Below are 19,867 nucleotides of genomic sequence, written 5' to 3'. Positions count from 1 at the left end.
CGGTTTCTGCTTCACACCAGATGGTCCAAGACCACCTGCCTGTAGGCATCCAAGTCGGGCACTTCAACCCCATCAACCTTGGCACGGTCGTCCCAGCGCCGTAGTGCCATGGCATCGTCCATCCCCTCTAAGGCCAACAGCCGCATTGCTTCAGAACGGCTCAGCTCTCCGCCTTGCACGGCAAAGCTGCGTTTCGATGCTTCCGATAGTCCCGCGTAATACGTCTCATCCAGGGAGCACAGCAGCCGTTTGGCTGAGACATGCCGCTGTACGGGGGCAACGACCTGCGTGGGGAAGAACACTGAGAGTGCTCGGGCTGCGACGGCCTCATGGGCACAGTCTTGATCGAGGAAATCCCCCCGCTCATCGTGTTCATCAATCATCAGATGGCCGATGTCATGAAGCAGTGATGCCACCACCATGTGGGGCTGGTGCGACTCCTGTTGGGCCAGATGCGCTGTCTGTAGAGCATGCTCCAGCTGCGTCACCGATGGGTCGTAGCTGGATTGCCCATGGGTGTGCAGATAGGCGAAGAGCAGATCAACGCGCTCTTCGCGACTCCCCGCTTGCATGGATTTCATCCATTCCATGGCGTGGTCGGCCAGTGCGGTCATGAGACGTCCTCCCCGAGAAAATGGTTGATCAAGCTGACGCGCCCTTCAGCCAGCGCCTGCTTTTTGTGGTCGTAGTACTCCGATCTCAGATCGCCTTCGGAGCTGGCGTTGTAGGTGACGTACAGCGCGCGGCGTGAACGATCGGAGCGGTTTGTGCCGCTGCGGTGCGGTGCAAAGGAGTTGAAGAACACAGCGTCGCCAGCAGCCACAGGCATCGGCGTCCATTCGAGTTGGGATGCCTGCTCAATCGGTAGACATCCATCGGCATTCACGCCAATCACCCCGTTGTGATGGGCCCCCTTGGCGAATTCCAAGCAACCATTGTTGGTATCAGCTGAATCCAAGGCCAGCAGCATCGTGATGTGCAGGGAGCCATACGGATAGGCCGGTGCATCCTGATGGGGGGCATACCCGGCTGCACCGGGGTGCTTGTAGTTGATCTTTTCCTTGAACAGCACCGGTGGCTCGCCAAACAATGCTTCGAGTACGTCGTGCACCCGCCCTTGGGTTAGGAACTGATGCAGGGGAGGGTGATCCTTGGCGAAGTCTTCGGTTCGCGCTTTGACCCGGCCGTGGGCTGTGCTTTCGAAGTAGTGGCGCCCCAGGGTTGACGCGTTGGAAATGTCGTCAACCCAAGCCAACAGCTCGGCCATGGCGTCGCTTGCCACCAAGCCAGGCACATGAACGACACCGTCTTGCTGATGAAGCCCTTTGAATTGAAGGAGATCCTTCGGATCCCAGTGCGTTGTGATGTTGGTCATTTGATCGGCAACAAGGTGGTCTGAACAAGTGCCTTGAGATTGCGGGCCGCTGTCATGGCGATGTCATCGCGGATCGATTGAACGGCCGAACCGATGTGCGGCGTGAGCACGGTGCGATCGCGTTGATCGAGCAAGGCCTGGGGAATGGATTTGGGGTGGTCCTGTCGGGCCCAGTCCTCCATCTCAAAAACATCTGCTCCGTAGCCCCCCAGCTGGCCCGATTGCAGTGCCCGCACAACAGCCTGTTCATCCACCACCGAGCCGCGGCATGGATTGATCAGCACCGCTCCCGGCTTGCATCGGGCCAACACATCCGCATTGATCAGATGCAGCGTGTCGTTTGTGAGCGGCACCATCAGCACCAGGTGATCACTGCGTTCAATCACGTCGTTGAACTCCACATGCTGCAGCTCAAGACGTTGCTCAGATTGGCGATCAAGACGAACGGGATCGCTGTAGAGGAGCGTTGCGCCGAAGCCCCGCATGCGCTCGGCGAATTCAAGGCCGAGTTGCCCCATTCCCACGATGCCAACTGTGCTGTTAATCACTCCTTTGGAGTAGAAGTTCGGCCGCCATCCAGGGAACTGACCTGTGCGCACGAAGGCATCCCCTGCCGGGATGGATCGCGCCAGGCTGATCAGCATCGCAACGGTGAGTTCTGCCGTTGGTGCCGCCAACAAATTGGGGATGAATTGATAGCGAATCTCCCGTGCATCACAGGCGGATAGATCAAAGTTGTCGAAACCACGCAGGGCTCCGGCAATCGAGCGCAGCCGCGGGCAGTGATCAAGAAAGTCGGCATCGACGCAATCCGGCATGAACATCAGCAGGCCGTCGGCGTCCGCTGCTGCCTCCAGCAAAGATCGACGGCTCCAGGGTTCCCGGCTGCGATTGGCGGTGACCCGTGCGAATTCGGAGAGGAAGTCAATGACCTCCTCTTGCACATAGTTCGTGACCACCAGATGGGGCCGGTGTTGATGGCTCACGAGGGTTGTCATTGCACCATCCAATGGCGCAGGGCATTGCTCATTGAATCGAGCGCCGTAACCACCACGAGCACCACCAACAGCAGGGCTGAGACCTGTTGGTACTCCATGATCCGCAGGGCACTGATGATTTCCAAGCCAATGCCACCGGCACCCACGGCGCCCACCACCATCGAAGCCCGGAAGTTGTATTCCCAGCGGTAGAACGTGACATCCGCCATGGCTGGGAACACCTGGGGAAGGATGCTGTGAACGATCACCTGCAGTTCAGATGCCCCTGAGGAGCGGGCGGCTTCGATCGGTTCTTGATCACACAGCTCGATCGCCTCGGCGTAGAACTTGCCGAGCATGCCAACGGAGTGAAGACCGAGGGCCAGCGTTCCGGGCAGTGCTCCGAAGCCCACGGCGGCCACAAGAATCATGCCGAGAATTAGCTCGGGAACGGCTCGGGTCACGTTGAGTATTGCGGTGGCCATGACGTACAAGCCACGGCTGGGGCTGGTGTTTCTTGCTGCGAAGAAACAGAGCAACAGTGAGAAGAAAACAGCGATTGAGGTGCCCGCGATGCTCATGGCCATCGAGTCGATCAAGGGCTTGATCCAGAACTGCCACCGCCCGAAATCCGGTGGGAACATTTCAGGCAGCAAGTTCAAAATCGCCGGCACCCCGGTAGCGATTCGATTCGGATCAAACAGGCCCACAATGGCCAGGGAACCAACCACCGCCGTGAGAATCACCAGAACACGGAGGAATTGCTGCCGCCATCGCAGCTCATGGCGCCGAAGAATGGCGCGATAGGAATCAACGGAAGCACTCATAAAGGAAAAACAAAAAAGGTCCCGATGGTGTGAACCATCGGGACAGAGGAACGTGTTCAGTTGACGAACTTGCCGAGGTCGAGGCCCAGAAGATCACCCGCCTTGCGGATGCCGTCATAGTCCTGATCGGTGATCACGGCGAATCCATCGGCCTTGAAGGGCTTCAGGACGCTCTCGTCGTTCAGCTCAATGAAGGTGGTGCTGATGGTCTCCTTCAGTTCGGGCTTCAACGACGAGCGCATCGTCCAGGGGTACTGCGGGATCGGTGCTGATTTGGCGATCAACGTCACTTTCGTGTCGTCGATTTTGCCCTTCTCCTTCATCGACTCAAAAATCGGGCAGGCCATCCCACCGGCTTGAGCATTACCGTTCTGAACCGCCAAGGCCACAGCGTCATGGGCGCCGAGGAACACCCCCTCGTAGTCCTCACCCTTGGTGAGGCCATTCTCTTTGAGGGTCAGTTCCGGGAACATGCGACTGGAGGTTGAAGCTGGGTCTCCAAAGGCAAAGGTTTTGCCTTTGATCGCTTCAAAGTCGGTCACACCGGCTTCGGTGTTGCCGATCAGACACGAGTTGTAGGTCTTGGTGCCACCCTTGATCCGTGCGGCGAACGGTTCGATCTCGCTCTTGGTTTTGGCCAAGACGTACGACAGCGGTCCGAAATAGGCCAGGTCGAGGCGATCGTTGCGGGCCGCCTCGATCATGGAGGAGTAATCGGTGGTGACCACCAGTTCGATCTCCTTACCGAGTTTCTGATTGAGGAAATCCTTGAGCCCCTGATTGTCCTGAATCACCGTTGCGGCATTTTCATCCGGAATCAGGGCAACAATCAGCTTGTCGGGATCACTGGTGTCGGCAGACTTGCCAGTTGTTGTTTGGCTGGAGCAACCAACCAGAAAAATCGCAGCAGATGCAAAAGCAACGGCTGAAAAACGCGCAGCTTGGGACAACATGGGGATGAAATGAAGAGCAAGCCTGAATTCGAGACGGCGGACTTTTAGGTGACCGCTGCCTCGAGCTTGTGGCGATACAGGGCGTGAATCTCGCTCTCGTCCAGGGTCATGGAGTGCTGGTCGCAAATGATGCGGCCAGCCGCCATGCCAATGATTCGATCAGCAAACTGGCGTGCGAATTCCACCTGGTGAAGGCTCACCAGAACAGCAATTCGGTCGCGCTGGCAGATGTCTTTCAACAGCGAAAGAATCTGCACAGAACTTTCTGGATCCAGGCTGGCGATCGGTTCGTCCGCGAGAATGAGGCGAGGCTCTTGAACAAGCGCTCGAGCGATTCCGACGCGCTGCTGCTGGCCGCCGCTGAGGTCTTTGACGCGGGCCAGTGCTTTGTCGATCAAGCCGACCCGCTCGATGGCTGAGAGAGCTTTTTGGCGATCGCTCTCGGGAAGTGGAAGCAGTGAACGCAGGAAAGAGTGGTATCCCAATCGCCCCATCAGCACGTTGTCGAGCACGGATAGGCGGTCAATCAGCTGGTGCTGCTGGAACACCATTGCCGTGTCGCGACGGTGGGCGCGAAGCTGCCGGTTTTTGCTCGCGCTGATCTCTCCGTGGTGGCGTGATTGGATCCTTCCCGAGTGGGGTTCAACTAGTCCGTTCAGGGAGCGAAGCAGCGTTGATTTTCCGGCTCCGGAGGAGCCTAGAAGAACTACGAATTCTCCATCTTGGAGCGAAAAATTGATATCTCGAACAGCAAAATTATCTTCCCCGAATGATACTGATAACTGCTCGACTCTTAACAGGTTATTCATTTCAATGTTTTGCCAAGGCCTTGCTTTCAAATCTAACCCTCGCCTGGCGCTACTAATTAACAAATGGATAAGAATTGGTTGAGCTTTACTTATCGCCTTTCAATTTATAATTATCGTTGACCTGCTGTTATTGATTTCATAACTTTTCGCTTCTTCTTTCTCGTTGATTTGGTGTGGCGACAAAGTCGCCATTAGCTGCTCTTGTCAGAATTCCTTGATGGTTGATGGGCATGTTCGCTGCGAGGAGAACAAGCAGCGTGAGGCAAGTCGATTTGTAAGCCAACAGGGCCCGGCCGGAGCCAAAACACTCTCCTTCCAGGCCTGGTGTTCATGCATCACCCTGGTGTATTGGTGATAAGCCCTCGCATAACGAATTACATGTTCCGCTGGCACAAGAGCGCCACGAAGCAGTTCAGGAAGGCGCTTGGACTGAGCAAGTACCAGTTCCTTTGGCTCACGTTCGGAAATGGCCTACTGATCGGATACGTCCTGGCTTTTCTGGCTCGCCGTTAAGGGTTGATCAGAGGCAACCGGCACTACGCCGTTTTGTTGCAGGTGCAGGGCCAGCAACCCCGGGCCCCACACGATTCCTGCTGCGAACAGCCATGACCAGAAGGGGGATTTCGAGAGCAGGTCTTGCACAGGTGCTCACCTTGATCAATGCAATGTCTACGGCTTAAAGGTCAAGGCTTGATTGCAGGCTGATTAAGAAATCCGAATAGGCGTGAGTGCCCTGGAGCCTTGAGGTGCTACAGGTTAAGAATGGTTTAAAGGGAGGTCGTTATGAATCCGCTAAAGCAATTTCTGAAGCTGCACAGCCTTGAGCTCCAGGCTCGAGCTTGCGTCGATCGCTCTTCTGCGCAGAAGCTGATCAGGAAAGCCGACAAGGCCAAACAGAAGCTTGAAGGCAGCCGCTGTCGTTGAGCTCAGGTTCCTTAAGCAAAGATCCCCGCGACAACCGTTGGGATCGGGTTAAACTGTATCAGGCGATACACAAAGGTTGGTGCAGCTGTCTGATCAAGCGCGCAAGGAAATCCGGAGCATGGTTGATGCAACCTTGTCGGTGATCATGCGCGAGCATGATGTGGATGAATGTTTTGTAATCACTGAAATCAAGGATTACATCCAAAGCTCTGAATTGATTTACCAAAATAAAAAGGGTCTGAAAGTGATTCAATACGCCCCAAAACAAGTGCTCAGCCGGGGCGGGTTTGGCTCAGTTGTGAAATCGATTCGTACGAAAGTGCATAAGATCACTTCGATCCGTCTCCCTCCGTGGCCGCCTGAGGACTCCAACTAGTAGAACAAGTCTTGATCTCTGCTTTCTTTCGTCTCGAAGAGCGTTTTTGTGCTCGTGTGGTGAGCCAAGGCTTTTCTCTTCAGCCTTGGTTTCTTGCAATCGCCAGGGTGCTGGGCACTCAACGTGATTCCCCATTGCTGCTGATCAGAACATCGACATGGCTTTGATCTTGCTCAGCTTCAGTTGATTGAGGCCGTTCAGGTCGTCGTAATTGATCAGCTTCTGCTTGATCATGTCGGCCAAGGTGAACAGGATATTGCTGAAATCGAATTCCATTCGTCCTTCGTATTGATAGCGCTCTGTGCTCAGATAGTCGTGGAACTGCCAGATTGATTCGGGTGTGTCCAGTTTGGTGCTCAGATCCTTGAGGTTGCCAATCAGGGTCAAGATGGATCGCTGCTTGCCCAGATCAAAAGCATGCCGGGCAACCGCTTCTTCTTCAGAGGTCCAATCGGTTGCAGACATTGAGGTGAGAGGGGGAGGGAGCGTAGGGAAACTGGTTCTGATTCAGAACTCAGAGAACCAATCGACCAGTGCGTAGTTCCGGCAGCAGGAACCAGGGAGCCTTGGGATGGTTGTGGTGCTCGAGATGGTAGCCAAAATGGTAACAAGCGAGCAGTGATACAAACGGATGAAGATTCAAGCTTTTAATTGAAACTTCGTGGCCTGTTTGTTTGTATTCTTTGCGATGGGGCAGGTAAGTGCCAACAAAGAAAAGTTGTGCGGTGCTGATCAGCAAAGGAAGCAGGAATATCACAGAAACTGTGATAAGTGGCTGGCTTTGATGGGGTTGCGCTGCCAACAGCAGAACCGTGAGAACGAGGATCAGTCGGCTGAGTTGTGCTGGGTTGAGATAGTTGCGCAGGAAGCGAACCAACCAAGCCAGCAGTGATCGGTTGTGGGTGGGGCAGAAGTCGGGATCGGCTTCTGATTCCGGCATCTGGTGATGGCGATGGTGGTTCCGTTTGCAGATGTCGTAATTGAGGCCGGCGTAGAGCCACAAACACACCCGACCGATGCGTTGATTGATCAACCCATGCCCCGGCACCAGGCTGTCGTGCATGGCGTCGTGGGCCAGGATGAACAGGCCGGTGTGCAAAAAACTGCGGACCAGGACCCAGGTGGTGATTGCCAGGGGATGCCACTGATCGAGGTCAAACCGCAGGCCGATGACCAGCGTCACCAGCCAGGAGATTCCGATCAGTGCTCCCAGCTGGAGACCCCGTTGAGGGCTGCTCGTCAGGCTGTCACTTGGCACCAAGCTTGAGCAGTTCAGCGGGTGAGGCGAGCAGGTCGATGGCAACGAAATAGATTTTGTCGTTCTCATCGAGCAGGAAACGCCAGGCCACGTTCATGCCCACTTCGCGGCCGAACCACGGGGTCTGCACCTTGCCGGTGACCTTGATCTGGTTGAAGCCGCCTTCTGCCGGTTCGCCGAAGCCGCCTTGGGGCATCAACTTCAGGTTCTGGCAGTCGCGCTTGAAGAACTTCAGGATGGCTTCGCGGCCCACGATTGGACGTTGGAAGGGGGGCTGAAGTGCCCCATCGTTGAGGAAGAGATCGATCAGCTGATCAAAATCGTTTGCATTCAACAGCTGCATGTAGCTGAGGATCGTCTGGTTCAGAACGCCGGGGATGAAAATCTCCTCGCGCTCTTCCACTGGGGTCGGGGCGACGATCGGCTCGGTCACGATCTTGTCGTCGTCGATGTTGGGATCGAATCCCATGTCGACAACGAAATTCCGCAGCAGGGTGATTTGCTGGCCCTGCTCCACCTTCTTCACCGCTTCCAGCACGGAGTTGGCGTTGGCGGAAAGCTTGTAGCCCTGGGGGATGGGGGCGACTTTGCCCTGACGCATGTATTCGCCCAGCTCGTACCAGAAGCAGAGCTTCACGTTTACTGACCAGTAGGCGTAGGTGCTGGAGATCGGGCTATTGATCTTGGAGGCCAAGTCGCACATGACCTTGGTCTGCTCGTCGAAGCTCATGGCCACGATCTGCTCGAGGATTGGGCGAGCCAGTTGCATCCGAGCAGCACCGGGGGCTGCCACGGTGATGGTCTGGCCCATCTCGAGGTAGGCGAACCAGATCAGGGCGAGCTGGTCTTCTGCTGACAAAAGCTTGAAGCGTGCCGTGATGGCCGGAACGGCATCAGCGGTGAGGGTGTCCGGGAAGATCTGGCGGGCTTTATCGAGCGTGAACATCCAGGACGGATCAAGGGGTTTACAGACTGTAACACTATGTTTCGTTATGTAAAAAGGTCCCTCTGTCCGGTTCCCTGCTCGTTAGTGAGCTCTTGCCCCTGCAGGGTTTTGTCCACGTGCCTCGCCCGCTGATGGTTCCGTTAGCGATGCGGGTCTTTTCTTTTCTTCTTTGGTCGGTTTGATGCGGCGGCCTACGTCTGTTGATGCAGTTTCTTGAGTTGATCCGCGAGCTGAAAGCGCAGCTGTCTCAGATTTTCAACATTGATCTCGTGTTCGCCAGCACTCCAGTGCTGTGGGTTGGCGACACGAATCTCCAGTTCACGCAGGCGGGAGCGATCGGATTGCATGGCGAACTCCACAGCCGGGCTAAGTCTGTTGCCGCTGTTGATGCTTCAACATGAGTTTTTTTGCTGGTTAGGGGAAAAACACTGTTTTCCTACCGAATAAACCTCAGATGGAACCCGATTCGAGCAGATGGTCCATCAAGGCTGCATAGAGCTGGGTCTTCATGTTCAACAGGCAGGCCTGTTCGTTGGCGTCACCGCCGGGCCAGTTGATGTAGGCCTCTGATACTGCCCGGTGCAGGACACGCAACGCATCTATCTCCACCGAAATGGTGGTGACCATTTGGTTGTCTTCCATCGTCGTTGTGAACGAAATGAGCTGACTTCAGAGGCCCTGGGATTGCTGGCGCACGATCCAGGCTGAGGCGGCTTGCTGTTGTTTCCAGGCCACTAACAGCTCTTTGGCAATGCTGCGCAGGGCCGCAAGATCATCTGAGCTGTCGATCTCGCGTGAGAATTTCTCGATTTCAAATTTCTGGCCCAGAGTCAACGCGATCGGTTCCATTGGCTTGTGGCTTGGTGAGCGGAACGTACCCGAGAATTTTTTTTGCTGCAAATCAATAACGTAGTAGTTGCAACCGATTTGAGGAAAGAATGCTCATCTCAATGCATTGCTTCCATTACAGAACATTTCTGAATGCCGCTGATCATTCGGATCGCAAAGGCTTATGGCCTTAGAAAGCATGTACAGGCCTGGAACTGATGCATTTCTCCTGGGAAAAACATCTGGAATTGTCCCGGAATGTAGCTGTTGCTTCAGACGAAAATCAGGGCATTGCTCTTGCGCTGATGGGTGTTGCTCTCACCATGCTGGCGACAGATCTTCTGACCCATGAGTTGAAGACTTCGGCCTTGCCGTCCTCCAGGGCTTGATTCAGAGGAAATCCATTTCATCTTCGTTGGTGTCGTCTTCCTGGGATTGAATCCAAAGGGCTGAGAGCGGAAAAATGAAGCAGCTGGCAATCAGGAATTCCATGGGATTTAGAAGGTGCTGAAGCCACGTTCGTGTGGATTCGAATCGATATCTGTATCAACGGCTGTCGTGTTTTTTGAATTTGGTTGTCGATCGATCCGTTTGATCCTGTTGAGTGTTTGTGCTTAATCAGCCCAGGCTCACCAAGGTGACACCTGCAACAAACAGCAGAACAGACAACACCAGCAAGCCACTGTTCATCGGTTGCTGGCTCGTTTGATTGATTCCATCCCCAGACGTGCCGCCTGGCGGCCAAGCCCGATCGCTGCTTGAGCGGTGCTTTTGATCAGATCCTTGGCGGTGCTGCGAACCCGGCGGGGGCTGCGTTGCATGGCATCGGGCCAGGATCCTTCCGGCCAGCGCGGCACACGGCGGGTGACTCGGTCACCAAGTTGAAGCAGGGATCGACGCAGCCGGCTGGCCACAGCTTTCAAGCAACAGCATCAATGTGCTGGCTCTAACTCAATGCTGTTGTGCCAAATGACACGAAGGTGGTTTGGGACTTTTTTTCGTTGCTCTAAATCCCTCAGTTGAGGGAAATGACCATCCGCATGCCTCCCCCAACTGAGGGATGTGGAATCCATTTCCTTGTTGCTGAATAAAAGAGCGCGTCGTGGGTTGTTATGTCTCCTCTGTACGACCTGATTCTTCAGCGCAAGGGCGAGCTGCAGACCGAAACGGTCCAAGTGACCGATGCCGCCCAGGCCTGGCGCCTGGGGCGTGAGCGCTATCCCCACTGCATCCGCGGTGTTGTCCGTCGAGATGCTGGGCGTGATGGCTCCACGGCTGAGCCATCCAAACGCCGCTAAAAGAAAGACATCCGAATTGCTTGGGATGGAGCTGCGGCTCGAGTCGCGCGCGTTGCATGAAGCCATCGAAGCGACGGCTGAGTTTTTCAAGACCCAGCGGGTGGTGGCCTGCTGCGGTGATCGGCTCACCCTCACCTGCCTCTGCTTGGCGGAGCCGATTCGCCGTGCCGTGGTGGGTGCCGCCACCACCGAAGAGGAGGGGTTTGAGCTGGTGCTGCGCCACAAGCCGAGCCTGTTGATCTGCACGTCGGATCTGGAGACCGGCTACGGCATGAACCTGCTGCGACGGGTCAAGGCGGAGCTGCCCACCTGCCAGCTGTTGATCGTGCTGGTGCGTGAAACCCAGGCCGTGGTGCAGGAGGCGATGCAGGCCTATGCCGATGCGGTGATCTTCAAATCAAGCCTGGGCACCGGCAAGGGCGATTTCATCCAGGCTCTCCACACCCTTTCCGAAGGCGGCGTCTATTTCCCTGAGGAGATTCGCAAGCTCGGTGCGGCCGAGGCTCCGAACCCGCACCTGCCGCCCTTGATTGAAGAGCTCACCGAGCGAGAACTGGAGGTGGTGGCTGGCGTCGCCCGCGGCCTCACCAACCAGGGCATCGGCAGCAGCCTCGGTATCTCGGTGGAAACGGTGAAGACCCACGTGGTGAATGCCAAAGACAAGTTGGGTGCTGCTGATCGCACCCAGTTGGCTGTGATGGCGTTGCTCTACGGCCTGATCGATCCCCTCGGCTGAGTCCTGGGGGGTTGTTCGGTGATCGCCTGTTTGGTGATTGGCTGTTCGGTGATCACGGTCGTGATCGTGCTTCGGTGACCAACGCCCGATCCATAGGGTCTCGGCGTTGCTTTGTTGTTATGTCCGAGGAAACCACCAACCAGCAGTCCTGCGGCGGCAAGAAGCGGGCGATGCTCGCCTATGGCCTGGTTCAGATCTCCGCCACCGTGGTGTCGGCTTTGTCGTTGGCGGCCATCGCCGTTGGCCTTTGCGCCGTGAAGCAGGAGAGCCGCCTGTTCAACGGCTGCGTTGAAACCGTTGTGGCTGATGGCCGCTCCCAGGCTGAAGCCGTTCGCTTCTGCAACGGCGGTTGATTCCGCAAGAGTTCAGTTCAGACCTGGCTTTTCAGCCGTTTCAAGTTGTGACGATCGCGCTGCAGTCAGTGGCTTTGATTGCGCCATGTAACGCTCACTTTGAACTATTTATAAGTTCATCAGCGCGCATGAAGTCATCGCCATAACTTGAACTGAATTTCATTGGTCTTTCGGATGCCAGCTCTGAAGTACAAGCGGGATTTCACCCACGATCAACGGGTGTCCTTCGCCTTTGCGAACTCCGCGACTGCCACCAAGAGCGCCAGCTCCAACGCCGGCAAAGCTGCATCCAGCACTGCTGAATACAAGCAGAACCAATGCGCCTCGATGGGCATCGGCATGGGTCCTCGGATCCATGAGGTCTGCCCCTTCTCGGCGGTGAACCACTCCTATGCCTCCACCGGCAGTTCGGCCCTGGAAGCAGCCATCGCTTCGGCCTACAAGCAGGTGTTCGGCAACATCGGCATCTCCGATAGCCAGCGTCTCACCTCCTTGGAAGCCTTCCTCTGTGATGGCCGCATCAACGTGCAGGGCTTCATGGGCGGCCTGGTCAAGTCCGACCTCTACAAGCAGAAGTTCTTCCATGCCGTGTCGCCCATGCGCGGCATTGAGCTCACCACCAAGCACCTGCTTGGTCGTCCTCCTGTGAGTCAGCAGGAAATCAGCGCTGGCATCCAGTTGATTGCTGACCAGGGCTTCGATGCCTTCGTCGACAGCCTCACCCACTCCGAGGAATATCTCGAGACCTTCGGTACCGACACGGTTCCCTACCTGCGCGGCTTCAAGTCGGAAGCCCGGGCCGCCTGCTCCACCTTCGTGGGCATGGCTGACATCACCCCAGCCAACGCCAGTGCCGAGCACGTGATGTACACCGGCCCTCTGCTGGTGAAGCGTCTCACCAAAGACCTCAGCGGATTCTCTGCTGGCGGCGCTGCCTTCTCCGGCGATGGCAGCGGCTTCTCGTACACCAACGCCGTCAAGAACGCCCGTAACAGCGCCCACCGCCGCATGTATGGCGGCAAGTTCAACTACGGCAGCTATTGATTCTCTGCCTCAGGCAGCAACCAACGGATCAGTGAACGGCAGGAGGGGCAACCTTCCTGCTTTTTCATGAGTATTCCTACTCATTGAGAATGATCCCCATTCCCGTAAGGTCGGCAAACTGTTTGTTTTGGGTATGCATTACTTCGGGATGTTGGTGCACGAGAGCGGCAAAGTGACGCCGCTTTTTGTCACTGAGCTTCTTGAAGTTGCGGTCTCTAAGTTTTTCGAATGCTGTCTGAGAGCTGGATACAAGCCAATTGATGTTCATCTACGTCTGATTAAATCGGCGTCGCCAAAATTCCCTGATGAGATTTGTCTGGATAAAAATCTGTTGGTGTCGGGCTACAACCTGCAGGTGGAGAACTACCAATAACCCATGACATCTTGGGGTTGATCTCGCCTGATGTTTCGTGGCCAGCCCCGCCGACGCCGACGCCAACCTCAAGCGGGCCCTCGAGCAGCTCAACGAGAACGAGGCGGCCGTTGCCGAGGCAATCAATGAAGCTCGCGCCGAGCACGCCCGCAGTGAACCGCCCCTCGCCGGATCGGCCCTGCTCGAGCGCATCGACCAGCTGACCGGCCAGCGCTCCCTCGACAGTCAGGACGCCGCGATCCTCTGTAACTGGCCCGATGCCGCCTCCATCGGTCAGGCCTGGTTCGAGCTCAAGCACCCCGGCAAGAGTGTTCCCAGTCCGATGTTGGTGCTCGATGCCTATCTCGTTGGCGCCCCGCCGTTCCTGAGCAAGGCCCAGCGTGATCAGGTGGGTGATTGGTACCGCAGCAAGGTGAGTGCCAATCCCGAATACACCGATGCCGTCACCGGAGCGGCCAAGGCCTTCGTGTTGATCGGTGATCTCAATGCCAGTGCCGCCGGCATGGCTTGGCAGACGATCATTCCCGACCTGCTCGAGCAGGGCCACGATCTGGAGTTCAACGTCACCAAGGAACAGGTGACGGCAGCGGCGGCTCGCTGGATTGTTGCGGTGGCCGACACCTTCACGCCACCATCGCTGGATTAACGCGAGCGATTGATGGGTCTGCAGCTGGTTTCCGCTGATTACCTCCACGACGACGGCATCACCTACCGGATTCGCCGCGACACTCTGAAGCAGGACTTCACGATTGAGGAGAAGCGTGATGGTGCCTGGGTGGATTGCGGTCTGGATCAGGCGGTGAAGGATGTGAACTTTGCGGAGTTCAAGCGGCTCGGCCTGCTGATCAAGAAGGTGATGGACGCTGATCAGTGGCTCGCTTGAGCGGCATCGATCCACGGCCACCGGCCACACGCGCCAGGATGTAACGAATCCGTTACAAACCTCTCATGACCGTCGGAGAAATCTTTTTGGAAAGCCTCTCAACAGGGGTGATCACCGAGCACGAGGTGAGCTGGTTGGCCTCGCACCAGACCAGCTTTGATCGGCCCGAGGAGGCGGCCGCCATCCGCCTGGGGCGCTTGATGGACCAAGGCGAGATCAACCTCGGCTGCCGCCTGCCGGAGCCGATGCTGCGTCACCAGGAGGTGCTGGTGGACTGGATCGAACCCCTGGGCCGTCGCCGTCACCGCGCTGCAGCCTGAACCAGCAGTCCATCTTTAGGAGTGGGGCTGGGGATCAGCTGCAGCGTCAGGTCTTGTTCCGGCTGCAGCTGCAGCTCCACCGCCTCCAGCAGTCCCACCGCCATCAGGCGAATCTCCAGTTCCGCCAGGGCCTTGCCCAGGCAGACCCGTTCGCCGCCGCCGAAGGGCAGCAGCGTTTGCTTGAACGACCCATCCAGGTGACGTTGCGGCCGGAATGTCTCCAGATCGTCGTCATCACTGATCGAGGTGGGGCTTAGCACCACTTGAATCACGCTACTTGCGGGAACGGCCACCCCAGCCAGCTCGATTGGCGCCAGGCTGCGCCGGAAGAATCCCCCCACCGGAGGCGTCAGCCGCATCACCTCCAGCACCGTTGCATCCAACCGTGGTGATGCCGGGTTGTCCGCTAATCCCTCACGCAACCAGCTCTCCACCTCCGGGTTGAGCAGCAGGGCCCGGAACAGGCAGCTCAAGGATGAGGCGGTGGTCTCGTAGCCGGCAAACAGCAACAGCAGCAGCTGTTCGGCCAGGTCGTCATCGTCCAGGGGAATGCCGGCTTCATCCAAGCCTCCGCTCAGCAGATCCAGCCCGCCCTGGTTGCCTCCCGCTTTAAGAACGCCTTTGATCCTGTTCAGCAGCCGTTGGCGTGCCGCCATCGCCTTGGCGAAGGGGGTGCCCGGAATCGCCAGCGGAATCGAGAACAGCGCCCGGGTCCAGATCTCAAAGTCGGCGAACAGGGCGTCACGGCTGACACCATCCAGTCCCAGCACCGTGCTGGCGATCACCGCAAAGGCGAAGCGCCGCATCCGCGCCGCCAGTGGCAGCGGTGTGTTTGTGCTGATCAACTCCTGGCAGAGCTCCTCCACCAACTGCTGAATCGACGGGGTGTAGCGCACCAGCGCTGCGCTGGAGAACAGTTGCCCCACCACTCGCCGCCGTGCTTTGTGGCCGGGGCCTGTTCGGTTGGCCAGCGATTGGCTGCCCAGCAGTTGCCGCACACTCTCCGGCCACCAGCCCTCGAGGGAGTCGCTTTGCCCAAACAGATCGCCGATGGCCCGTTCGCCGCGGATGAACACCATCCGTTGGGCCAGCAGCTTGGTTTCGAACACATCGCCGTGGGCGTGGAAGCGCCGTTGGGCGAAATCCGCCTGGGTGAAGAAGGCCAGGGTTTCCCCTAGTCCGCTGACGGCGCCCGTGCTGGGGAGGGGGGTGGTGGCCATCACAGCTCGGCGTGAGCTGCCGTTCTAGGGCTGACAGTCCTTCAGGCGCTGGCTATCTCAAGTGGTGTGCTGCGCGTTCTCTGTGGAACTCAAGTCCCTGGTTGTGGTGCTGGTTGCTCATCTGATCAGCGCCGGTTTGTCGAAAACCGTTGCCGCCCAGAAGGCGCGCAACAGTAACCGCTGGGCTGTTGCGGGTTTTCTCTTTGGGCCGTTGGGTCTGATTGCTGCCGTGGGCATGCCGGATCGTCATCAGATCGTTTATCTCCGCTATCTGGCCGAGCAGCAGGGCTACCAACCCCGCCATGCCTGTGGGGGCCAGAAGGGCGAGACCGACGCCTGAGCGTTCGCCGTAACCAGTTCAGCGGCAGCGCTGAAAGCGAACAATGCTGCGGGTGAGGCCTTTCTCGGGCCAATTGGGCATCACCCGCCAGGGGGTGTGCACCGTGAGCAGGTCGCCGTCGATCGCAAAAAAGCGGGTCTGTTCCGTGCCCACCCATTCCGGGTTCCATGCCCCATCCACCTGGGTGATCCAGCGGTCACCCTCGAGTCGGTAGATGCCGGTGTAGGCGATCATGCTGCTCAGCAGGGCAGATCGCTCCTCAGCGGTGCTGCCCGGTTGGCGACCTTCCGCCGAGAGCATGAAGGAGAGACGGCCCTCCGGCGTGAAGATCACATAGCCCGTGGGGTTCTCGCCCATCGGTGCGAAGGTTTTGCTGTTGGATTTTTCTTCAACGTCGTAGCTCAACAGTTGCCACGCGCCATGAACGGTGGTGGAGGGGATGGCTTGGGCGGGCTGAACCGAACTGACGCTCACAACTGAACCTGTTCCTGAGCGGCAACCTATCGATCGTGATCTGGCTTTGAAGCCTCAATCGAGGCATTCCTGCGTAATTGATGCCATTGAATGCCGATCCAGTAGCAACAACAACGAAAGCGATCAGCACATACTCCAAGTGGCGATGGTGCTCTGATGCAGAACCCGGGGATGGCTGAGGGGGTTTCGGCTTGAAATGCACCACCCGCTGTTGGCTTGTATTCACCAACCATCGGCGGCTCATCTCAACGCATTGTTTGGTGCCAACTGTTTGATGCTGAGGGCTGTGTCGAACCATCCACACATGCTGGATTTTTGATTTCACCGCCAATCAACTGAATTCAGTTTCTTTTCCCCTTGTGACCAGCACATTATTTGTTCTAATAGAGAGGTCACGACCTCAAAGACTCATGCTTACCGGAGCTGAATTGCTCAACCGTGTCAAGGAACTTGGCGATTGCGCCAAAACAGATCTGGCCAAAGGTTGTGGCTACGTCGTCAAAAAGAAAGACGGCTCTGAACAGGTGAAATTCACCGCGTTCTACGAGGCTTTGCTGGAAGCCAAGGGCCTGTCGTTCTCTACCGGCGGATCCGGTGTGGGCAAAGGTGGTCGCAAGCTTTCCTACAAAGCTGTGGTTCAGGGCAATGGCAATCTGTTGATCGGCAAGGCCTACACCGCCCTCTTGGAACTGCAGCCCGGTGATGAATATGAGATCAAGCTCGGACGCAAGCAGATCCGCCTGATTCCAGTTGGCGGCTCTGAAGAAGAGGATTGATCACCGGTTCAGCAGAAACATCACGTTCCCCGTGGTTCCCTTAGGTTCCACGGGGATTTTTTTTTGGCTCCGATGCCCTATCAACCCACCAAGGAGCATCTGGACCATCACATTCCAGACGCGTTCAAGAGCATCAACAGCCTGATGCGTCAGCTGAAGCATGACATCGGCATGGATGACCGCTACATCGCCCTGATGCTTGATGCTCTATCTCGGGAGTATTCCGCCAAGCAGCCGAGCCGTGATGGTTTCGGCTTTCGCTGAACGTCAAGCGGCTGGCTGAGCAACCCGTTGCCACCAAGCTGTTGCTATCAACCGGTGGAATGGCGTCTTCTTCCAACAATGAAACGACTGCTGCTCGTCCACAACCTGGTGCACGGTCAGAGCGTTGTGCATGAACTGGACGACAAGGATTTCGCCGTTGAGTTGGTGGAGGGTGATCCGGAGGAGGTCGATGAGCAGGGCGAGATGGATGTTGAAAGTCGCTTTTTTATCCGCGTCGACAACGAATAACCTCCTGTTTGCAGCTCAGCACAGAGATGATTGGTAGGGCTGAATCAGCGCTATTGGGAAGGAATCCGTTGGTGGAAGGTGATGGCAACGCGTTACGTGCTTCGGACTGGGGAGGTCATCCACTCCAACCGCAACCCTGAGGAGCTCGACGTCTACTGCTACCGAACGGGCGCCAACGACCGCACCTGTCTGTTGCTCTCCGATCAAACCGAAGCAGATTTCCTGCTCCGCTACGGATCAGACGAGTTGAATGTGGCCTATTGACGCCGCTCGGATCGTGGCCTGAATGGGTCTGCATCAAGGCAACGCCATGGACGACGTCAGGCTGCAACAGTTGCTTCAAGAGGCAGAAGAGCACCTTCGTGCCCGAAGCTGCCGCCAGCGCTATGAGCGCGCCGTTGTTCGCCTGCCCGACAGCCGCCGGGGCATCTGGTTCGGTGATGACAAGCGTGCGGCCTAGGTCGCGCCGTTGACGAGGAGGGCTGGCTCCAGGGGGGCGTGCAGCAACTCAAAGACGGAATCGATGCGCTCAGCCTCCACTTGCGAAATCGAGAGCATCAAGGCCAGCAGGTCGAGCCGCCGCCGCTCCTCGGCGGAATAGGGCCCATCGGAGCGCATCAGTTCTGAGGCCATGGCGTAGGCCGTGAGCGCTTGATCGGTTGTGAGCACCTTGGCGGCCTCCAGCATCAGCGCCTTGGTCCCCCGCTCAAGCCGCATGGCCAGCACCGCATCCATCAGCAGCACTACCTCGTTCTCACTCATCCGGCAGTAGGGCTCGCGGTAGTCGAGGGCATGCCGGAACGCCCTGGCCCCAGCTCGGCTGAGGGTGTCGTCCCATGACACTGCGGTAAGGCCAACGGCTGCAAAAGCAGTGACGACATTCATCGGGAATGGCGCAAGTGTTGCCCAACTGTTGATGAATGGTCTGGGTCGCCGTTGTTAAAAGCGCAACAGCCCGTTGCAGATGAGTTGTTTGACCTAGTCGTCCCCTGGAGTTATTCCGGCAGTCGCTCCACGGCCACATGCATGAACCGCTTCACCATGGAGATTGGCCAGCCTTCCCGCTGCAGGCTTTCAGCGATCTGATCGATCTGAATACCGATCTCTTCAGCAACCAGCTCTTCAAGCAGCTGGTTTGAATGTTGCGTGGTGGTCATGGGTCGACAGCACTGCACCGGGCCTAACCCACCCAGGCTGTGTTTTGCCACATTAATTTCGTCGCGTCCGGTTGCAGGCTTGCGGCGCTGTTGCCAGCTTGAGGGGATGAAACAGGCTTCCTTGCTCCGGCGCATCGGCACCTACCTGCTCGGTTTGGTGGATGAGTACTGGGCCATGCGTCGTCCCTGGCAGTACGGCGCCAAGCAACCCCAATGCGGGCTGCAGTGCGATGGCGACCATTGCGAGCGCGTCGACTGAGTCAGCCCAGCGCAAAATGCGCGTTTACACGGGTTGCCGCTGCTTCATGCCCCCACAACAGTGAGGTGAGCACTGGAGATGAGATGGAGTTCAGAAGCCGCATTTTTGCCACCTCGCGCGGGTCCACCATCGACGCCATCGGCGAAGGCAAATATCTGGTCTGCAATCAGGCCTATTGCTTCATGGTGCATGGCCTCCGCCAGGCCCATGAGGCTGTGCAACGTCAGGAAAAGCCCGCGCTCTGAGCCATGGCGGAGTACCGGATTCACTGCAAGCACTGCGGCTATGAGGGGCAGGCCAACTCCCGTTGGATCCCCTTCGTGCAGGTGGAGAAGCGGGGGCAGGATTGCCCCCATTGCGGTCGCCCCACCCTGCTTGAGCCCTGGTGCACGTTGCGGGATGAGGCGTCGATGCCCGACTACTAGCCCGTCTACTAGAAGGTCTGCCAGCTGCTGGTGAGCCACTGGGGAGCCACGCTCCACCAGATGGCGGTTGCCACAAAAATCGCGGTAAGGCCGATCAGGCTGGTGATCAGCTCCTCCTGCCGGTTGTCCGAGCGAAGTTTCTTGGCTTTGCCCACGGTTCCTCTTGCATGCTTCCCTCGGTGTAGGGCCTCTGTTCAGCATTGGCCATCGGTCAAAACACCCGGCCGCAGCTCTGGCGATGATGGGTTCAGCGTCAAGGCCCGATGAGCACCGCCACGTTTGCTGAGTTCGCCGAACGGGCCGACTACTCCCTGTTGGAATCCCTCACGCCTGATCCGGAGGCGACAGCGGATGGGGAGGACCACCGTCCCCGCCAGGTGCTCTCCGGTCACTACGTGCCGGTGACGCCCACCCCGATCCCCG

The 19,867-nt window shown here is 57.5% G+C and carries 37 protein-coding genes; 19 read left to right on the top strand and 18 right to left on the bottom strand.

All coding sequences use genetic code 11. The features are described from left to right. Nucleotides 1–11: 11 nt before the first annotated feature. The 6 genes from FZZ90_RS08920 to phnC are packed head-to-tail and all read right to left on the bottom strand — an operon-like array spanning nt 12 to nt 4,941. Entirely contained in the window at nt 12–614 is a 603-nt protein-coding gene (locus FZZ90_RS08920) for an HD domain-containing protein (RefSeq protein WP_226425349.1), read from the bottom strand. Then, nucleotides 611–1,375, bottom strand: a complete 765-nt coding sequence (locus FZZ90_RS08915; protein ID WP_226425348.1) for a phytanoyl-CoA dioxygenase family protein — start codon at nt 1,373–1,375, stop codon at nt 611–613. The genes FZZ90_RS08920 and FZZ90_RS08915 overlap by 4 nt, the downstream gene beginning before the upstream one ends. After that, the gene (locus FZZ90_RS08910) at nt 1,372–2,373 is read right to left on the bottom strand and encodes a phosphonate dehydrogenase (RefSeq protein WP_226425347.1); all 1,002 of its coding nucleotides are present in this window, start codon (nt 2,371–2,373) and stop codon (nt 1,372–1,374) included. The genes FZZ90_RS08915 and FZZ90_RS08910 overlap by 4 nt, the downstream gene beginning before the upstream one ends. After that, nucleotides 2,370–3,179, bottom strand: a complete 810-nt coding sequence (gene phnE / locus FZZ90_RS08905; protein ID WP_226425346.1) for a phosphonate ABC transporter, permease protein PhnE — start codon at nt 3,177–3,179, stop codon at nt 2,370–2,372. The genes FZZ90_RS08910 and phnE overlap by 4 nt, the downstream gene beginning before the upstream one ends. Before the next feature lie 56 nt (nt 3,180–3,235). Beyond that, complete coding sequence (phnD, locus tag FZZ90_RS08900; RefSeq protein WP_226425345.1) at nt 3,236–4,132, bottom strand: phosphate/phosphite/phosphonate ABC transporter substrate-binding protein; 897 nt, start codon at nt 4,130–4,132, stop codon at nt 3,236–3,238. 44 nt (nt 4,133–4,176) lie between these two features. Next, nucleotides 4,177–4,941 (bottom strand): phosphonate ABC transporter ATP-binding protein, encoded by a 765-nt coding sequence (gene phnC, locus FZZ90_RS08895; RefSeq protein WP_226425344.1) that lies wholly within the window; start codon nt 4,939–4,941, stop codon nt 4,177–4,179. Nucleotides 4,942–5,941: 1,000 nt separating this feature from the next. Here phnC and FZZ90_RS08890 point away from each other — a divergent pair. Continuing rightward, nucleotides 5,942–6,241: a hypothetical protein gene (locus FZZ90_RS08890; protein ID WP_226425343.1), complete on the top strand. Its 300-nt coding sequence runs from the start codon at nt 5,942–5,944 to the stop codon at nt 6,239–6,241. A gap of 144 nt (nt 6,242–6,385) precedes the next feature. On the opposite strand, the gene FZZ90_RS08885 is transcribed toward FZZ90_RS08890, so the two are convergent. The 6 genes from FZZ90_RS08885 to FZZ90_RS08860 all read right to left on the bottom strand — a co-directional run bounded on the left by FZZ90_RS08885 (nt 6,386) and on the right by FZZ90_RS08860 (nt 9,294). Then, complete coding sequence (locus tag FZZ90_RS08885; RefSeq protein WP_226425342.1) at nt 6,386–6,706, bottom strand: hypothetical protein; 321 nt, start codon at nt 6,704–6,706, stop codon at nt 6,386–6,388. Between the two features lie 49 nt (nt 6,707–6,755). Next, nucleotides 6,756–7,499 carry a fatty acid desaturase gene (locus FZZ90_RS08880; protein WP_226425341.1) on the bottom strand — a complete coding sequence of 248 codons (744 nt, stop codon included), beginning with the start codon at nt 7,497–7,499 and terminating at the stop codon, nt 6,756–6,758. Further along, nucleotides 7,489–8,445 (bottom strand): orange carotenoid-binding protein, encoded by a 957-nt coding sequence (locus FZZ90_RS08875; RefSeq protein ID WP_226425340.1) that lies wholly within the window; start codon nt 8,443–8,445, stop codon nt 7,489–7,491. The genes FZZ90_RS08880 and FZZ90_RS08875 overlap by 11 nt, the downstream gene beginning before the upstream one ends. 191 nt (nt 8,446–8,636) lie before the next feature. Beyond that, nucleotides 8,637–8,792 (bottom strand): hypothetical protein, encoded by a 156-nt coding sequence (locus tag FZZ90_RS08870; RefSeq protein WP_226425339.1) that lies wholly within the window; start codon nt 8,790–8,792, stop codon nt 8,637–8,639. Nucleotides 8,793–8,895: 103 nt separating this feature from the next. After that, entirely contained in the window at nt 8,896–9,087 is a 192-nt protein-coding gene (locus tag FZZ90_RS08865; protein ID WP_226425338.1) for a hypothetical protein, read from the bottom strand. A 27-nt stretch (nt 9,088–9,114) separates the two neighbouring features. Next, nucleotides 9,115–9,294, bottom strand: coding sequence for a hypothetical protein (locus FZZ90_RS08860; protein ID WP_226425337.1), 180 nt, complete (start codon nt 9,292–9,294; stop codon nt 9,115–9,117). A 197-nt stretch (nt 9,295–9,491) separates the two neighbouring features. Between FZZ90_RS08860 and FZZ90_RS08855 the strand changes: the two genes are divergently transcribed. After that, a complete protein-coding gene (locus FZZ90_RS08855; RefSeq protein ID WP_226425336.1) occupies nt 9,492–9,662 on the top strand; it encodes a hypothetical protein in 171 nt (56 codons plus the stop codon). A gap of 297 nt (nt 9,663–9,959) precedes the next feature. On the opposite strand, the gene FZZ90_RS08850 is transcribed toward FZZ90_RS08855, so the two are convergent. Next, a complete protein-coding gene (locus FZZ90_RS08850) occupies nt 9,960–10,187 on the bottom strand; it encodes a hypothetical protein (RefSeq protein WP_226425683.1) in 228 nt (75 codons plus the stop codon). A 198-nt stretch (nt 10,188–10,385) separates the two neighbouring features. Here FZZ90_RS08850 and FZZ90_RS08845 point away from each other — a divergent pair, with 198 nt between their 5' ends. The 8 genes from FZZ90_RS08845 (at nt 10,386) to FZZ90_RS08810 (ending at nt 14,280) form a co-directional block, all read left to right on the top strand. Continuing rightward, complete coding sequence (locus FZZ90_RS08845; protein WP_226425335.1) at nt 10,386–10,571, top strand: hypothetical protein; 186 nt, start codon at nt 10,386–10,388, stop codon at nt 10,569–10,571. Between the two features lie 25 nt (nt 10,572–10,596). After that, entirely contained in the window at nt 10,597–11,307 is a 711-nt protein-coding gene (locus tag FZZ90_RS08840; RefSeq protein ID WP_226425334.1) for a response regulator transcription factor, read from the top strand. 119 nt (nt 11,308–11,426) lie between these two features. Next, entirely contained in the window at nt 11,427–11,660 is a 234-nt protein-coding gene (locus tag FZZ90_RS08835) for a hypothetical protein (protein ID WP_226425333.1), read from the top strand. Nucleotides 11,661–11,834: 174 nt separating this feature from the next. Next, nucleotides 11,835–12,704 carry a phycobilisome rod-core linker polypeptide gene (locus FZZ90_RS08830; RefSeq protein ID WP_226425332.1) on the top strand — a complete coding sequence of 290 codons (870 nt, stop codon included), beginning with the start codon at nt 11,835–11,837 and terminating at the stop codon, nt 12,702–12,704. Nucleotides 12,705–12,837: 133 nt separating this feature from the next. After that, the gene (locus FZZ90_RS08825; protein ID WP_226425331.1) at nt 12,838–13,077 is read left to right on the top strand and encodes a hypothetical protein; all 240 of its coding nucleotides are present in this window, start codon (nt 12,838–12,840) and stop codon (nt 13,075–13,077) included. 37 nt (nt 13,078–13,114) lie between these two features. Then, nucleotides 13,115–13,723, top strand: a complete 609-nt coding sequence (locus FZZ90_RS08820) for a hypothetical protein (protein WP_226425330.1) — start codon at nt 13,115–13,117, stop codon at nt 13,721–13,723. A 12-nt stretch (nt 13,724–13,735) separates the two neighbouring features. Continuing rightward, on the top strand, nt 13,736–13,960 hold the full coding sequence (locus tag FZZ90_RS08815; RefSeq protein WP_226425329.1) for a hypothetical protein: 225 nt from the start codon (nt 13,736–13,738) through the stop codon (nt 13,958–13,960). A 65-nt stretch (nt 13,961–14,025) separates the two neighbouring features. After that, on the top strand, nt 14,026–14,280 hold the full coding sequence (locus FZZ90_RS08810; protein ID WP_226425328.1) for a hypothetical protein: 255 nt from the start codon (nt 14,026–14,028) through the stop codon (nt 14,278–14,280). Here FZZ90_RS08810 and FZZ90_RS08805 read toward each other — a convergent pair. Continuing rightward, nucleotides 14,262–15,500: a cytochrome P450 gene (locus FZZ90_RS08805; RefSeq protein WP_226425327.1), complete on the bottom strand. Its 1,239-nt coding sequence runs from the start codon at nt 15,498–15,500 to the stop codon at nt 14,262–14,264. The genes FZZ90_RS08810 and FZZ90_RS08805 overlap by 19 nt on opposite strands. A 61-nt stretch (nt 15,501–15,561) precedes the next feature. Between FZZ90_RS08805 and FZZ90_RS08800 the strand changes: the two genes are divergently transcribed. Then, nucleotides 15,562–15,840, top strand: coding sequence for a hypothetical protein (locus FZZ90_RS08800; RefSeq protein WP_226425326.1), 279 nt, complete (start codon nt 15,562–15,564; stop codon nt 15,838–15,840). 18 nt (nt 15,841–15,858) lie between these two features. Here the strand turns inward: FZZ90_RS08800 and FZZ90_RS08795 are convergent, their stop codons facing one another. Further along, nucleotides 15,859–16,314 (bottom strand): lipocalin-like domain-containing protein, encoded by a 456-nt coding sequence (locus FZZ90_RS08795; RefSeq protein ID WP_226425325.1) that lies wholly within the window; start codon nt 16,312–16,314, stop codon nt 15,859–15,861. A 410-nt stretch (nt 16,315–16,724) separates the two neighbouring features. Here FZZ90_RS08795 and FZZ90_RS08790 point away from each other — a divergent pair, with 410 nt between their 5' ends. From FZZ90_RS08790 to FZZ90_RS08770, 5 genes are all read left to right on the top strand, one after another. After that, nucleotides 16,725–17,090, top strand: coding sequence for an AbrB family transcriptional regulator (locus FZZ90_RS08790; protein WP_226425682.1), 366 nt, complete (start codon nt 16,725–16,727; stop codon nt 17,088–17,090). A 72-nt stretch (nt 17,091–17,162) separates the two neighbouring features. After that, nucleotides 17,163–17,354 carry a hypothetical protein gene (locus tag FZZ90_RS08785; RefSeq protein ID WP_226425324.1) on the top strand — a complete coding sequence of 64 codons (192 nt, stop codon included), beginning with the start codon at nt 17,163–17,165 and terminating at the stop codon, nt 17,352–17,354. A gap of 27 nt (nt 17,355–17,381) precedes the next feature. Continuing rightward, nucleotides 17,382–17,603, top strand: coding sequence for a hypothetical protein (locus tag FZZ90_RS08780; protein WP_226425323.1), 222 nt, complete (start codon nt 17,382–17,384; stop codon nt 17,601–17,603). Nucleotides 17,604–17,684: 81 nt separating this feature from the next. Beyond that, nucleotides 17,685–17,867 (top strand): hypothetical protein, encoded by a 183-nt coding sequence (locus tag FZZ90_RS08775; protein WP_226425322.1) that lies wholly within the window; start codon nt 17,685–17,687, stop codon nt 17,865–17,867. A gap of 22 nt (nt 17,868–17,889) precedes the next feature. After that, complete coding sequence (locus FZZ90_RS08770; RefSeq protein ID WP_226425321.1) at nt 17,890–18,063, top strand: hypothetical protein; 174 nt, start codon at nt 17,890–17,892, stop codon at nt 18,061–18,063. Here the strand turns inward: FZZ90_RS08770 and FZZ90_RS08765 are convergent. Beyond that, nucleotides 18,060–18,488 carry a tellurite resistance TerB family protein gene (locus FZZ90_RS08765; protein ID WP_226425320.1) on the bottom strand — a complete coding sequence of 143 codons (429 nt, stop codon included), beginning with the start codon at nt 18,486–18,488 and terminating at the stop codon, nt 18,060–18,062. The genes FZZ90_RS08770 and FZZ90_RS08765 overlap by 4 nt on opposite strands. 110 nt (nt 18,489–18,598) lie before the next feature. Then, entirely contained in the window at nt 18,599–18,760 is a 162-nt protein-coding gene (locus FZZ90_RS08760; RefSeq protein ID WP_226425319.1) for a hypothetical protein, read from the bottom strand. Nucleotides 18,761–18,866: 106 nt separating this feature from the next. On the opposite strand from FZZ90_RS08760, the gene FZZ90_RS08755 reads away from it, so the two are divergent. The 3 genes from FZZ90_RS08755 (at nt 18,867) to FZZ90_RS08745 (ending at nt 19,444) form a co-directional block, all read left to right on the top strand. Next, nucleotides 18,867–19,019 carry a hypothetical protein gene (locus tag FZZ90_RS08755; RefSeq protein WP_226399519.1) on the top strand — a complete coding sequence of 51 codons (153 nt, stop codon included), beginning with the start codon at nt 18,867–18,869 and terminating at the stop codon, nt 19,017–19,019. A gap of 65 nt (nt 19,020–19,084) precedes the next feature. Continuing rightward, nucleotides 19,085–19,264, top strand: coding sequence for a hypothetical protein (locus tag FZZ90_RS08750; RefSeq protein WP_226425705.1), 180 nt, complete (start codon nt 19,085–19,087; stop codon nt 19,262–19,264). 3 nt (nt 19,265–19,267) lie between these two features. Continuing rightward, nucleotides 19,268–19,444, top strand: a complete 177-nt coding sequence (locus tag FZZ90_RS08745; protein WP_226425318.1) for a hypothetical protein — start codon at nt 19,268–19,270, stop codon at nt 19,442–19,444. 8 nt (nt 19,445–19,452) lie between these two features. On the opposite strand, the gene FZZ90_RS08740 is transcribed toward FZZ90_RS08745, so the two are convergent. Next, nucleotides 19,453–19,599, bottom strand: coding sequence for a hypothetical protein (locus FZZ90_RS08740; protein WP_186570036.1), 147 nt, complete (start codon nt 19,597–19,599; stop codon nt 19,453–19,455). Between the last annotated feature and the right edge of the window lie 268 nt (nt 19,600–19,867).

Origin of the sequence: Synechococcus sp. MU1617 (genome assembly GCF_020514235.1) — a bacterium.
Classification (GTDB): Bacteria; Cyanobacteriota; Cyanobacteriia; order PCC-6307; family Cyanobiaceae; genus Parasynechococcus.
Note: the sequence above shows the minus strand (reverse complement) of the source record. Positions and strands in the feature narration are given on the sequence as shown.

Bases quoted from the DNA above. Each gene is read 5' to 3' on its own strand.
- FZZ90_RS08745 (WP_226425318.1), top strand. From the start codon at position 19,268: ATGGCGGAGTACCGGATTCACTGCAAGCACTGCGGCTATGAGGGGCAG.
- FZZ90_RS08870 (WP_226425339.1), bottom strand. From the start codon at position 8,792: ATGCAATCCGATCGCTCCCGCCTGCGTGAACTGGAGATTCGTGTCGCC.
- phnD (WP_226425345.1), bottom strand. From the start codon at position 4,132: ATGTTGTCCCAAGCTGCGCGTTTTTCAGCCGTTGCTTTTGCATCTGCT.
- FZZ90_RS08920 (WP_226425349.1), bottom strand. From the start codon at position 614: ATGACCGCACTGGCCGACCACGCCATGGAATGGATGAAATCCATGCAA.
- FZZ90_RS08775 (WP_226425322.1), top strand. From the start codon at position 17,685: ATGGCAACGCGTTACGTGCTTCGGACTGGGGAGGTCATCCACTCCAAC.
- FZZ90_RS08865 (WP_226425338.1), bottom strand. From the start codon at position 9,087: ATGGAAGACAACCAAATGGTCACCACCATTTCGGTGGAGATAGATGCG.
- FZZ90_RS08845 (WP_226425335.1), top strand. From the start codon at position 10,386: ATGTCTCCTCTGTACGACCTGATTCTTCAGCGCAAGGGCGAGCTGCAG.
- FZZ90_RS08840 (WP_226425334.1), top strand. From the start codon at position 10,597: ATGGAGCTGCGGCTCGAGTCGCGCGCGTTGCATGAAGCCATCGAAGCG.
- phnE (WP_226425346.1), bottom strand. From the start codon at position 3,179: ATGAGTGCTTCCGTTGATTCCTATCGCGCCATTCTTCGGCGCCATGAG.
- FZZ90_RS08915 (WP_226425348.1), bottom strand. From the start codon at position 1,375: ATGACCAACATCACAACGCACTGGGATCCGAAGGATCTCCTTCAATTC.
- FZZ90_RS08855 (WP_226425336.1), top strand. From the start codon at position 9,492: ATGCATTTCTCCTGGGAAAAACATCTGGAATTGTCCCGGAATGTAGCT.
- FZZ90_RS08860 (WP_226425337.1), bottom strand. From the start codon at position 9,294: ATGGAACCGATCGCGTTGACTCTGGGCCAGAAATTTGAAATCGAGAAA.
- FZZ90_RS08765 (WP_226425320.1), bottom strand. From the start codon at position 18,488: ATGAATGTCGTCACTGCTTTTGCAGCCGTTGGCCTTACCGCAGTGTCA.
- FZZ90_RS08810 (WP_226425328.1), top strand. From the start codon at position 14,026: ATGACCGTCGGAGAAATCTTTTTGGAAAGCCTCTCAACAGGGGTGATC.
- FZZ90_RS08825 (WP_226425331.1), top strand. From the start codon at position 12,838: ATGCATTACTTCGGGATGTTGGTGCACGAGAGCGGCAAAGTGACGCCG.
- FZZ90_RS08790 (WP_226425682.1), top strand. From the start codon at position 16,725: ATGCTTACCGGAGCTGAATTGCTCAACCGTGTCAAGGAACTTGGCGAT.
- FZZ90_RS08875 (WP_226425340.1), bottom strand. From the start codon at position 8,445: ATGTTCACGCTCGATAAAGCCCGCCAGATCTTCCCGGACACCCTCACC.
- FZZ90_RS08755 (WP_226399519.1), top strand. From the start codon at position 18,867: ATGAAACAGGCTTCCTTGCTCCGGCGCATCGGCACCTACCTGCTCGGT.
- FZZ90_RS08760 (WP_226425319.1), bottom strand. From the start codon at position 18,760: ATGACCACCACGCAACATTCAAACCAGCTGCTTGAAGAGCTGGTTGCT.
- FZZ90_RS08885 (WP_226425342.1), bottom strand. From the start codon at position 6,706: ATGTCTGCAACCGATTGGACCTCTGAAGAAGAAGCGGTTGCCCGGCAT.
- FZZ90_RS08910 (WP_226425347.1), bottom strand. From the start codon at position 2,373: ATGACAACCCTCGTGAGCCATCAACACCGGCCCCATCTGGTGGTCACG.
- FZZ90_RS08830 (WP_226425332.1), top strand. From the start codon at position 11,835: ATGCCAGCTCTGAAGTACAAGCGGGATTTCACCCACGATCAACGGGTG.
- FZZ90_RS08770 (WP_226425321.1), top strand. From the start codon at position 17,890: ATGGGTCTGCATCAAGGCAACGCCATGGACGACGTCAGGCTGCAACAG.
- FZZ90_RS08815 (WP_226425329.1), top strand. From the start codon at position 13,736: ATGGGTCTGCAGCTGGTTTCCGCTGATTACCTCCACGACGACGGCATC.
- FZZ90_RS08835 (WP_226425333.1), top strand. From the start codon at position 11,427: ATGTCCGAGGAAACCACCAACCAGCAGTCCTGCGGCGGCAAGAAGCGG.
- FZZ90_RS08805 (WP_226425327.1), bottom strand. From the start codon at position 15,500: ATGGCCACCACCCCCCTCCCCAGCACGGGCGCCGTCAGCGGACTAGGG.
- FZZ90_RS08785 (WP_226425324.1), top strand. From the start codon at position 17,163: ATGCCCTATCAACCCACCAAGGAGCATCTGGACCATCACATTCCAGAC.
- phnC (WP_226425344.1), bottom strand. From the start codon at position 4,941: ATGAATAACCTGTTAAGAGTCGAGCAGTTATCAGTATCATTCGGGGAA.